Origin of the sequence: Micromonospora sp. NBC_00617 (assembly GCF_045161355.1) — a bacterium.
In the GTDB taxonomy this organism is placed as follows: Bacteria; Actinomycetota; Actinomycetes; order Mycobacteriales; family Micromonosporaceae; genus Micromonospora.
Window position 1 is genome coordinate 5,546,475 of the sequence record NZ_CP107751.1, and the last position, 11,847, is coordinate 5,558,321.

Below are 11,847 nucleotides of genomic sequence, written 5' to 3' on the forward strand. Positions count from 1 at the left end.
ACTCGTTTCACAAAGTTGTGAAGACAGTGAGGGTCGGGGCACCATCGGTGCCCACGAACCGCGCAGGGAGGGACCGCCATGGCAGCCGACGACGGCCACGACCCGGTGCACCTCTTCGTCGAACGGATGGCCCTCACGTTCGCCGAGGTCGGCTTCCCACGGATGGCCGCCCGGGTGTTGTTCACCGTGATGAGCGCCGACGACCCCCTGACGGCCGCCGAGATCGGCGAGCGGCTCGGCGTCAGCGCGGCGGCGGTCAGCGGCGGGGTCCGCTATCTCACCCAGTTCGGCATGCTGATCCGCGAGCCCGTCCCCCGGTCGCGCCGCGATCGCTACCGGATGCCGGACGACCCCTGGTACGAGGGAACCATCACCAAGACCGCGATCTACAAGACGTTCATCGACGCGGCCAGCGCCGGGGTGGACGCCCTCAACGGTCCGCAGACGCCGGCCGGCGAACGGGTGGCCGAGATGCGCGACTTCTTCATCTTTGTGCAGGAGGAGATCGACTCGCTGGGCGAGCGCTGGCGGATCCGCCGGGCCCAGACCGGCCATCTGCGCCTGGGCGAGGGCTGACCGGCCCGGGTCAGGCGGAGCTGCCCCAGCGGGCCTGCTCAAGCAGCTCCACCGCCCGGCCCCGCGACTCCTCGTCGTCGGAGCGGAGCAGGGTGGTCGCCTCGTCGACCGCGTCGGTGAGCCGCCGCCACTGCGTGTCGCGCTCCCGCACCAGGTCCGACTGGGCGGCCAACTGCCGGGTCTTCACCCACAGCTCGACGAAGACCGACACCTTGGCCCGCAGCACCCACGGGTCGAACGGCTTGGTCAGGTAGTCCACCGCACCCACCTGGTAGCCGCGGAGCGCGAGCTGGGCGTCCCGGTCGGCGGCGGTGAGGAAGATGATCGGCACGTGCCGGGTCCGCTCCCGCCGCTTGATGTGGCTGGCCGTCTCGAAGCCGTCCATGTCCGGCATCTGCGCGTCCAACAGGATCACCGCGAAGTCGTCCACCAGCAGCTGCTTGAGCGCCGCCTCACCGCTCTCCACGGCCACCGACTGAACCGGCAGGCCCTGAAGGATCGCCTCCAGGGCCATCAAATTCTCGCGGCGGTCGTCCACGAGCAGCGCCTTGGCCATCTGGGTCACGAAGTCTCCTCGGTCCGGCCGCCGCTGATCCAGGACGACATCAGCTCGATCAGGTCGTCCAGGTCGACCGGCTTGGTGATGTAGTCGCTTCCCCCGGCCGCGAGCGCGGACTCGCGGTCACCCGGCATCGCCTTCGCGGTCAGGAAGACGACCGGAAGGTCGGCGAACCGGTGGTTACGGCGGATCTGGCGGGTCGTCTCGTATCCGTCCTGGTCCGGCATCATGGCGTCCATCAGCACGATGTCCACCTCCGGGTGCTCGGCCAGCAGGCGGACGCCGTCCGCCCCGTTGTCCGAGTACAGCACGGTCATGCCGTGCAGCTCCAACGCGCTGGTCAGAGCGAAGACGTTGCGGACGTCGTCGTCGACGATCAGCACGGTGGCGCCGTCCAACTGACCGGTGGCAGGCACCTCCGGCCGCGCCGGCAGCAGCTCCAGCGGCGGCATCAGCAGCGATGACGGCAGGCCGGCACGCTGCGGTGACGGCGCCTGGGGCGCGACCACCGCGTCCGGAGCGAGCACCTGCGGCACGAACAACGTGAACGTCGAACCCTGCCCGGGCGCCGACGACACAGTGATGGTGCCGCCGATCAGCCGGGCCAGGTCACGGCTGATCGACAGCCCCAGGCCGGTGCCGCCGTAGCGGCGGCTGGTCGTGCCGTCCGCCTGCTGGAACGCCTCGAAGATGATCGACAGCTTGTCGTCGGAGATGCCGATGCCGGTGTCGATCACCGTGAACGCGATCACCTGCTGGGCGTTGGTCAGCGCCGGCACGTCGAAGACCGCGTTCTCGGCCGCCGGGGCGATCCGCAACGTCACCGCGCCGTTGTCGGTGAACTTCACCGCGTTGGAGAGCAGGTTGCGCAGGATCTGCTGCAACCGCTGCGCGTCGGTGACCAACGCCGGCGGCAGATCCTTGCTGACCCGTACCTGGAAGTCCAGGTTCTTCTCCTCGGCCTGCGGCGCGAACGCCTGCTCGACGTAGCCACGGATCTCCGCGAAGCGGATCTCGGTGGGCTCGACGTCCATCCGGCCGGCCTCGATCTTGGACAGGTCCAGGATGTCGTCGATCAGGGAGAGCAGGTCCGAGCCGGCACTGTGGATGGTCCGGGCGAACTCGATCTGCTTCGGGTTGAGGTTCTGCTCCGAATTCTCGGCCAGCAGCCGGGCCAGCAACAGCAGCGAGTTCAGCGGCGTACGCAGCTCGTGGCTCATGTTGGCCAGGAACTCCGACTTGTACGCCGAGGCCCGGGTGAGCTGCTGCGCCTTCTCCTCCAGGCCGAGCCGGGCCAGCTCGATCTCCCGGTTCTTGGTCTCGATGTTGCCCTTCTGCTCGGAGAGCAGGGTGGCCTTCTCCTCCAGCTCGGCGTTGGTGCGCTGCAACTCCGCCGACTGCTCCTGCAACTCGTGCGCGAGTCGCTGCGACTGGGCCAGCAGCTCCTCCGTACGCCGGTTGGCCTGAATGGTGTTGACCGCGATGCCGATGGTGAGCACCAGCCGCTCCAGGAACGACAGGTGCAGCTCGGAGAACGCGGCCACGCTGGCGAACTCGATCACCCCGAGCAGCTCCCCCTCGAACAGCACGGGGAGCACCACCAGGTCGGACGGGGGTGTCTCGGCCAGGCCGGAGCGCAGCGTGAGGCGGCTGTTCGGGGAGGCGCTGACCCGGATCGTCCGGCGGGACAGGGCGGTCTGGCCGACCAACCCCTCACCCGGTCCGAAGGTGACGTCGTGCCCGCGTGCCACGTACCCGTACGACGAGGTCAACCGCAGCCGCATGCTGCCGTCGGTGTCGTCGGCCAGGAAGAAGGCGCCGAGCTGGGCGTCGACCAGCGGGGTCACCTCCATCATGATCATGCGGCAGACCTCGCCCAGGTCCCGCTGGCCCTGCAACAGGCCACCGATGCGGGCCAGGTTGGAGTCCAGCCAGCCCTGCTCGGCGTTCTTCTTGGTCGTCTCCCGGAGGGTGACGATCATCTGGTTGATGTTGTCCTTCAGCTCCGCGACCTCGCCCTGCGCCTTGACCGCGATCCGCTGGGTCAGGTCACCCCGGGTCACCGACGTGGACACCTGGGCGATGGCCCGCAGCTGGGTGGTCAGCGTCGAGGCGAGCTGGTTGACGTTCTCGGTGAGGTCGCGCCAGGTGCCGGAGACGCCCTTGACCTGCGCCTGACCGCCCAGCTTGCCCTCGATGCCGACCTCGCGGGCCACCCGGGTCACCTCGTCGGCGAACGACGAGAGCTGATCCACCATCGTGTTGACCGTCGACTTCAGCTCCAGGATCTCGCCCTGCGCGTCCACGGTGATCTTCTGGCTCAGGTCACCCTTCGCCACGGCCGTGGTCACCGAGGCGATGTTGCGGACCTGGCTGGTCAGGTTCGACGCCATCGAGTTGACGTTGTCGGTCAGATCCCGCCACGTGCCACTGACGCCCTTCACCTGCGCCTGACCACCGAGCTTGCCCTCGGTGCCCACCTCACGCGCGACCCGGGTCACCTCGTCGGCGAACGACGAGAGCTGATCCACCATCGTGTTGACCGTCGACTTCAGCTCCAGAATCTCGCCCCGGGCGTCCACCGTGATCTTCTGCGACAGGTCGCCCTTGGCCACCGCCGTGGAGACCTGGGCGATGTTGCGCACCTGGGCGGTCAGGTTCGACGCCATCGAGTTCACGTTGTCGGTCAGATCCCGCCACGTGCCGGCGACCCCGCGCACCTGCGCCTGACCACCGAGCTTGCCCTCGGTGCCCACCTCACGCGCGACCCGCGTCACCTCGTCGGCGAACGACGAGAGCTGATCCACCATCGTGTTGACCGTCGACTTCAGCTCCAGAATCTCGCCCCGCGCGTCCACCGTGATCTTCTGCGACAGGTCACCCTTGGCCACCGCCGTGGTCACCGAGGCGATGTTGCGCACCTGGCTGGTCAGGTTCGACGCCATCGAGTTCACGTTGTCGGTCAGATCCCGCCACGTGCCGGAGACGCCCTTCACCTGCGCCTGACCGCCCAGGTTGCCCTCGGTGCCCACCTCACGGGCGACCCGGGTCACCTCGTCGGCGAACGACGACAACTGGTCGACCATGGTGTTGACGGTGTTCTTCAGCTCCAGGATCTCGCCCTGGGCGTCAACGGTGATCTTCTGCGACAGGTCGCCCTTCGCCACCGCGGTGGAGACCTGGGAGATGTTGCGGACCTGGCTGGTCAGGTTGCCGGCGAGCTGGTTGACGTTCTCGGTGAGGTCGCGCCAGGTGCCGGAGACCCCGCGTACCTGGGCCTGGCCGCCCAGCTTGCCCTCGATGCCCACCTCACGCGCGACCCGGGTCACCTCGTCGGCGAACGACGACAACTGGTCCACCATCGTGTTGACGGTGTCCTTCAGCTCCAGAATCTCGCCCTGCGCCGCCACGGTGATCTTCTGGGAGAGATCACCGCGCGCGACCGCCGTGGAGACCTGCGCGATGTTGCGCACCTGGGCGGTCAGGTTCGACGCCATCGAGTTGACGCTGTCGGTCAGGTCCTTCCAGGTGCCGGCCACGTTCGGCACCTCGGCCTGGCCGCCCAGCTTGCCCTCGGTGCCCACCTCGCGGGCCACCCGGGTCACCTGCTCGGCGAAGAGCCGCAGCGTGTCGGTGAGGTAGTTCATCGTGGCGGCCAACTCGGCGACCTCACCACGCGCGCCGACCGTGATCTTCTGCGACAGATCGCCCTTGGCCACCGCCGTCGCCACCTGCGAGATCGACCGCACCTGGCCGGTCAGGTTCGACGCCATGGTGTTCACCGAGTCGGTGAGGTCCTTCCAGGTGCCGGCGACGCCCCGGACGTCGGCCTGGCCGCCCAGCTTGCCCTCGGTGCCCACCTCACGGGCCACCCGGGTCACCTCGTTGGAGAACGACGACAGCTGGTCGACCATCGTGTTCACGGTGCGCCCGATGCGCAGGTACTCACCGCGCAGCGGCCGACCGTCGATCTCCAACGCCATGTGCTGGGACAGGTCGCCGTCCGCGACCGCCACGATCACCCGGGCGATCTCGGTGGTGGGCCGGCCCAGGTCGTCGATCAGCGAGTTGATCGCCCGCTGCCCCTCCGCCCAGGAGCCGTCCAGCCCCTCGTCGTCGAGTCGCTCGGTGAGCCGGCCGTCCCGACCGACGATCCGGCTGATCCGCCGCAGGTCCAGGTACTGCCGCTCCTGGAGCGAGACCACCTCGTTGAAGGCGTCCGCCACCTCGCCGGCCTTGCCGGCACGGCGGGGCAGCCGGACCTTCAGGTCGCCGCGACCGATCCGTCGCAGCGCCTCGGTCAACTCACCGAGGAGCGCCTCGTGGTCGGGCGCGGACGGATCCGCGACCGACTGCTTCGCCGTGGTCATCATTCCTCGCTCAGCTCGGGGGGCCCGTGCCCGTACGGACACACCGGCACCCCATATTGTGCCCGCGCGAGCCGTAGTGCCAGGGTGCGCGACCCGCCGGTCGACCCTGATGGCCTCGGCGATATCCCCCGGCGATACCCAACCCGGCACAGACCTCGCCGAGTGGCGCTGATCACGCCAGGTTCTCGAGGCCGACCCCTGAGTTGGCGGGACGCCGTCGTGCCCGCCGCCACGCGACCCGCCGCACTCCGCCGACCGGCGTCCGCCCCGCCGATCGCGCATCGGCTTGGCACCCGGCGGGGGGACGGTGGAGGATACGGGGGTGTCAGCCGAGGCGGGGGCCGCGACGGCCGGGGCCGGAAGCGGGGCCGTCCGGCATGTCCGCCTGCCCGCCGACCGCCGTACGCCCGCCGCCGCCCGCGCGGTCGTCCGCTCCGTCCTCGCCGAGGCGCACCTGGACGACCTGGTCAACGAGGCGCTGCTGCTCACCACCGAGCTGACCACCAACGCCGTCGAGCACGCCGGCACCGAACTGGACATCGAGGTCGTAGCGGACGACGTCGGGCTCTCCGTGACCGTCTCCGACTTCGCGCCCAGCTCGGGCAACGACGAGCTGACCGTCGGCACCCGCAACGACGCGACCGAGATCAACGAGGTCTCCGTACGCGGTCGCGGGCTGCTGCTCGTCGACCACTTCGCCAGCCGCTGGGGCACCACGTACCTGCCGACCGGCAAGGGCGTCTGGTTCCGGTTGGACCGGCCCGGGGCCGAGCCGACGGCCGGGGCCAGCTCCGGCGGCACGTCGACGGCGGGCGACCCCGAAGCCGTCGGCAGCTCGGCGCCGAGCGCCGGCGCGATGAGCGAACTCATGCAGACCACCCCCGACGTTCACGCGGACGACCCGCTGCCCGACTTCGCCGCCAGCCTGCTCAGCCGGGTCGCCGAGATGGTCGGCGCGGCCGGCGGCGCGATCCGACTGGACCGGGGCGACGGTCAGGGCCGACAGTTGTTGGCCCGTTTCGGCCGGCAGCCCCGCCCCGACAGCGAGCTGCTCCGGGTGCCGCTGACGGTGCACCGTCCGTACGCCGGAGAGCTGGAGCTGGACGCCGCGCCGTCGGCGTACGCCCGGCCGCTGGCGGTGCTCACCGCCGAGCGCCTGTCGCTGCACCTGGAGAACGACCGGCTGCGCCGGGCGGACGTACGCCGGCAGGCGTGGCTGACGTTCCTGGCCGAGGCGAGCGAACTGCTGGCCCAGTCGCTGGACGTCGAGCTGACCATGGCGCTGATCCCGCAGTTGGTGGTGCCCCGCCTCGGCCAGTGGTGCGCGGTGCACACCACCGATGAGTGGGGCCGGCTGCGGCTGGCGGCGGCCAGCCACGCCGACGAGACGATGCTGCCGCAGCTGCACAAGGTGCTGGCCGAGACCGGCCCGGACTCCATCCAGGCTCGGCTGCGCGAGGCGTCCCGCAGCGCGGCGCAGATCCCGCTGGGCGGGCCGATGGAGGGTTTCGCGGTCCCGCTGATCGCCCGCGGCCAACGGCTCGGCACCCTGGCGGTGGGCCGGCACCAACGGCACCGGCACGACCCGGACGAGGTGGCGGTGCTGGAGGACGTGGCCCGGCGGGCCGCGCTGGCGATCGAGAACGCCCGCATCCACGCCGAGCGTCGACGGGTCGCACAGACGCTCCAGCACTCCCTGCTGCCGCCCGTCCTGCCCGTGGTGGACGGCATCGGGTTCGCCGCCGAGTACGTGCCGACCGGCGACGACGCCGAGGTGGGTGGCGACTTCTACGACGTGGTGCCGCTGCCCGACGGGCGCTGGCTCGTGGTGATCGGGGACGTCTCAGGCAAGGGCGTCCAGGCGGCGGCGGTCACCGGACTGGTCCGCGACGTGATCCGGGTGCTGGTCGGCGACGGCAAGCCGCTGCCGGAGGTGCTGGCCCGGCTCAACGAGACGCTTGTCGAGCGGGGTGGCGGCCGGTACTGCACGCTGGCCCTGGCGGCGGTCGGGGTGGGTGACCGTGACCGCCTGGACCTCTCCCTGCACCTGGCGGGGCACGACCGACCGGTGCTGCTGGCCGGCGGAGGCGGCGCCCGGTTCGTCGGCACCGGCGGCACGGCGCTGGGCCTGCTCGACACGATCACCTCGCCGACGGCGGAGGTCACACTCGCCCCCGGTGACTCGCTGATCTTCTACACCGACGGGGTCACCGAGCGGCGGCGCGGCCGGGAGCTGTTCGGCACCGACCGGCTGCGGGACGCGGCAGCGCCGTTGGCCGGCTACTCGGCGGACGTGGTCGCCGCCCGCCTACGCGCCGCCGCGATCAACTTCTCGGTCGAGCCGCCCCGGGACGACATCGCCGTGCTGGTGCTGCGCAACGACGCGGCCTGACGCCGACACGCCCGATCCCGACACCGCCGACCTGCCGGCCGCCGGGCCACAGACCGCCGGGCCACAGACCGCCGGATCAAAGGCGCCGGATCAGAGGCCGCCGGGCCACCGGCCGCCGGATCACAGGCCGCCGGGGAGGCGGCCGGGGGCGAGACGGTGCTCCGGGTCGAGATGCTCCTTGGCGGCCTGCAGCCGAGCCAGGCCGGCCAGCTCGCCCCACAGGTCGACGGCCTGGCGCACCGCCGCGGGGGCGGAGACGACCACGCAGCGACCCTGTCGGGCCAGCAGCACGCCACGGACCGCGGCCAGGATGGATGCCACCCGATCGGGTGCCACCGCGCCGGGCAGGGCGGCGTGCACCACGCCCAGCCCGGCCGAGCCCCGCACCGGCACGGGAGCGCCGGCCGCGTCCCGCAGCGCGTAGACGGCGGCGTGGAGATCGCTGATCGGCACCTCCAGGCGCAGCGCCGTGTCGCCGGGCGCGAACGGGTAACGCCGCCACCACGGCGGGGCGGAGTGGGCGACCGTCGCCTCGCCGTGCAGCAGCCCGACCAGCCGCTCAGCGCGCTCGGTGACCTCGGCCGGGCCACCCTCCAGCAGCACGACCAGGCTGCCCGCCCGGGACGGGGCGCTGGACCGACCGGACATCGACGGGTGGCGCTCGCGGGCGGTGGCGGCGGGGTGGCCGGGCGGGTAGGCGGTGCGCGGCCGGGGCGGCCCGCCGGGCAGGTCCAGCTCGATGGCCGCCGGCTCGAGTCGGGCGGCGAGAATCGCCCGGACCAGGTCGTGGACCTCCAGCGGCGTCCACACCGGACGGGACACCCAGAGCCGGCTGGCCGGCATCGGCTGCACCCGCAGGCTCGCCGAGACCAGCACGCCGAGGGCGCCCTGCGAGCCGCAGAGCAGACGGGCCAGGTCGAGCCCCGGTGTGCCACCGCCGGCGCTGACCAATTCACCGTCGGCACCCAGGTAGCGGACGCCGAGGAGTTGGTCGCACGGGCTGCCGTGGCGGTGCCGGAGCGGCCCGGCCTCGCCGGCTGCGAGCACCCCGCCCAGCGTCGCGCCCGGCGACGGGGCGTCCATCGCGAGCCGCTGCCCGGTGCGCTCCAGAGTGGCCTGCACCGCCCGCAGCGGGGTGCCCGCACCCACCTCGGCGACCGACGCGCCGACCGGCTCGTGGCCGATGCCCGCCAGCCGGCCGGTGTCGAGCATGATGTCGAGCTGCGTGGGGGTGGCACCCCAGTCGATCTTCGTGCCGGCGCCTCGGGGCACCACCGCCAGGTCGTGCACTGCGGCCAGCCGCAGCACCTCGGCCGCGGCGTGCGGGCCACCGGGCACCGCCACCCAGCGGGCCGGACGCCCGGCGACCTCGTCGGCCGGGCCGGCGAGTCGGGCGAACGGCGGACCGCAGATCGCCGTCAGCCGCTGGGTGATCTCGAGGGCGCCGGACCGACCGAGGGAACTCGCTGCTGCCGCCATGCCGGCTATCGTACATGTGTTCGAAAGCCGTGGTGATGGCCTTCGGGATGCCGCGGGTCCGGCGCGCGGGGTGAGCCGGCCGGTAACGTGGCCGCCGTGACCACCGAGACTGCCCCGCCCGCGGCGAAGCGGGTGCCCACCGAGCGCACCCACCACGGCGACACCGTCGTCGACGAGTACGCCTGGCTCGCCGCCAAGGACGACCCGGAGACGATCGCCTACCTGACCGCCGAGAACGCGTACACCGAGGAGCGCACAGCGCACCTGGCCGCCCTGCGCGGGGAACTGTTCGAGGAGACCCGTCAGCGGACCCGGGAGACGGACCTGTCCGTGCCCACCCGCAAGGGCGGGCACTGGTACTACACCCGGACGATCGAGGGCCAGCAGTACGGGGTGCACTGCCGGCGCGCGGTCCGTGACGGCGAGACCGACCCGCCGGCCAGCGCGGACGGCGCCCCGCTCGACGGCGAGGAGGTGCTGCTCGACGGCAACCTGCTGGCCGAGGGGCACGACTTCTTCTCGCTGGGCGCGTTCGACGTCAGCCCGGACGGGCGCTGGCTGGCGTACTCGACCGACTTCTCCGGTGACGAACGGTTCACCCTGCGCGTGAAGGACCTGAGCACCGGCGAGCTGCTGCCGGACGAGGTGCCCGGCACGTTCTACGGCACCGCCTGGTCGGCCGACGCGTCGGTGCTGTTCTACGTGACGGTCGACGACGCCTGGCGGCCGAACCGGGTCTGGCGGCACACCATCGGCTCAGCCGCCGCCGACGACGTGGTGGTCCACCAGGAGGACGACGAGCGGTTCTGGGTGGGCGTCGAGCTGACCCGATCGGAGAAGTTCATCCTCGTCGACATCCACAGCAAGATCACCAGCGAGGTGCTGGTGATCCCGGCCGGCAACCCGACAGGTGCGCCGGCCGTGATCGCGCCCCGCCGGCAGGGCGTCGAGTACGCCGTGGAGCACCACGGCCACCGTTTCCTGATCCTGCACAACGACGGCGCGGAGGACTTCGCGCTGGCGTTCACCTCGGCGGACGTCCCGGGCGACTGGGTGCCGCTGATCGAGCACACCCCCGGCACCCGCCTGGAGGCGGTCGACGCGTTCGCGAACCACCTGGTGGTGTCGCTGCGCACCGACGGGCTCACCGGCCTGCGGGTGCTGCCGGTCGGCAGCGACGACTCGTACGACATCGACTTCCCCGAGCCGCTCTACAGCGTGGGGTTGGACGCCAACCCGGAGTACCGCACGGGGCAGATCCGGCTGCGCTACTCCTCGCTGGTCACCCCCGACTCGGTGTACGACTTCGACCTGGTCACCCGGCAGATGGTGCTGCGCAAGCAGAAGCCCGTGCTGCCCGGGCCGGACGGGCGGCCGTACGACCCGGCCGAGTACGAGCAGCACCGCGACTGGGCGCTCGCCGACGACGGCACCCGGGTGCCGATCTCGCTGGTCTGCCGGGTCGGTACGCCCCAGGACGGCTCGGCGCCGTGCGAGCTGTACGGCTACGGCTCGTACGAGGCCAGCATGGACCCGTGGTTCTCGGTGGCCCGCCTGTCCCTGCTGGACCGGGGCGTGGTCTTCGCGGTGGCGCACACCCGCGGCGGCGGCGAGCTGGGTCGGCGTTGGTACGACCAGGGCAAGCTGCTGGCCAAGAAGAACACCTTCACCGACTTCGTCGCCTGCGCCCGGCACCTCGTCAAGGCCGGCTGGACGGCCAGCGACCGACTGGTCGCCCGGGGCGCCTCGGCCGGCGGCCTGCTGATGGGCGCGGTCGCCAACCTCGCGCCGGACGCGTTCGCCGGGATCGTGGCGCAGGTGCCGTTCGTGGACGCGCTCACGTCGATCCTCGACCCGTCGCTGCCGCTCACCGTCACCGAGTGGGAGGAGTGGGGCAACCCCCTCGATGACCCCGAGGTCTACGCGTACATGAAGTCGTACACGCCGTACGAGAACGTCGCGGCGGTGGACTACCCGGCGATCCTCGCGGTGACCAGCCTCAACGACACGCGGGTGCTCTACTCCGAGCCGGCGAAGTGGATCGCACGGCTGCGGGCGACCGCGCCGCAGGGCGACTACCTGCTCAAGACCGAGATGGGTGCCGGGCACGGTGGTCCGAGCGGCCGCTATGACGCCTGGCGCGAGGAGGCGTTCATCAACGCCTGGATCCTGGACCGGCTCGGTCGCGCCTGACGCTCCCTGATCGCGCTTGATCCCTGGATGTGGTGGCCTCACTCAACCGTCGAGGCCACCACATCCAGGAAACCGCGCGATCATGCCCGCCTAGACTTCCCGGGGTGAGCGACGAGGCCGATGCGGGCGCCGACGCGCCGCCGGGCGCGGCCCGGCGCATGTCCGCGTGGATGATCCTGGGGGTGGTGGCCGCCGCCCTGGTCGTCTGCTGCTGCTCCGCTGTTGTCGGCCTGCTGATCTCCTGGTCGGCCGGCCTGTTCCACGCCCCGACCTGACCG

Annotated in this window: 7 protein-coding genes; 4 read left to right on the forward strand and 3 right to left on the reverse strand. The window is 71.7% G+C overall.

The annotated features are described in order from the left end of the window. The first annotated feature begins 78 nt into the window (after positions 1-78). Complete coding sequence (locus tag OG505_RS25515; RefSeq protein ID WP_405428277.1) at positions 79-576, forward strand: GbsR/MarR family transcriptional regulator; 498 nt, start codon at positions 79-81, stop codon at positions 574-576. A gap of 10 nt (positions 577-586) precedes the next feature. Here the strand turns inward: OG505_RS25515 and OG505_RS25520 are convergent, their stop codons facing one another. Next, entirely contained in the window at positions 587-1,141 is a 555-nt protein-coding gene (locus OG505_RS25520) for a two-component system response regulator (protein ID WP_405428279.1), read from the reverse strand. Continuing rightward, complete coding sequence (locus tag OG505_RS25525; RefSeq protein WP_405434702.1) at positions 1,138-5,505, reverse strand: HAMP domain-containing protein; 4,368 nt, start codon at positions 5,503-5,505, stop codon at positions 1,138-1,140. The genes OG505_RS25520 and OG505_RS25525 overlap by 4 nt, the downstream gene beginning before the upstream one ends. 322 nt (positions 5,506-5,827) lie before the next feature. On the opposite strand from OG505_RS25525, the gene OG505_RS25530 reads away from it, so the two are divergent. After that, positions 5,828-7,897 (forward strand): SpoIIE family protein phosphatase, encoded by a 2,070-nt coding sequence (locus OG505_RS25530; RefSeq protein WP_405428281.1) that lies wholly within the window; start codon positions 5,828-5,830, stop codon positions 7,895-7,897. Between the two features lie 120 nt (positions 7,898-8,017). Here the strand turns inward: OG505_RS25530 and OG505_RS25535 are convergent, their stop codons facing one another. Next, positions 8,018-9,376 carry an FAD-binding oxidoreductase gene (locus tag OG505_RS25535; protein WP_405428283.1) on the reverse strand — a complete coding sequence of 453 codons (1,359 nt, stop codon included), beginning with the start codon at positions 9,374-9,376 and terminating at the stop codon, positions 8,018-8,020. 96 nt (positions 9,377-9,472) lie between these two features. Between OG505_RS25535 and OG505_RS25540 the strand changes: the two genes are divergently transcribed. Both OG505_RS25540 and OG505_RS25545 read left to right on the forward strand, forming a co-directional pair. Continuing rightward, positions 9,473-11,569, forward strand: a complete 2,097-nt coding sequence (locus tag OG505_RS25540) for a S9 family peptidase (RefSeq protein ID WP_405428285.1) — start codon at positions 9,473-9,475, stop codon at positions 11,567-11,569. Positions 11,570-11,673: 104 nt separating this feature from the next. Then, entirely contained in the window at positions 11,674-11,844 is a 171-nt protein-coding gene (locus tag OG505_RS25545) for a hypothetical protein (protein ID WP_405428287.1), read from the forward strand. Positions 11,845-11,847: the final 3 nt, after the last annotated feature.

Coding starts and splice junctions, on each gene's coding strand:
- OG505_RS25525 (WP_405434702.1), bottom strand. CDS start 5,505: ATGACCACGGCGAAGCAGTCGGTCGCGGATCCGTCCGCGCCCGACCAC.
- OG505_RS25515 (WP_405428277.1), top strand. CDS start 79: ATGGCAGCCGACGACGGCCACGACCCGGTGCACCTCTTCGTCGAACGG.
- OG505_RS25535 (WP_405428283.1), bottom strand. CDS start 9,376: ATGGCGGCAGCAGCGAGTTCCCTCGGTCGGTCCGGCGCCCTCGAGATC.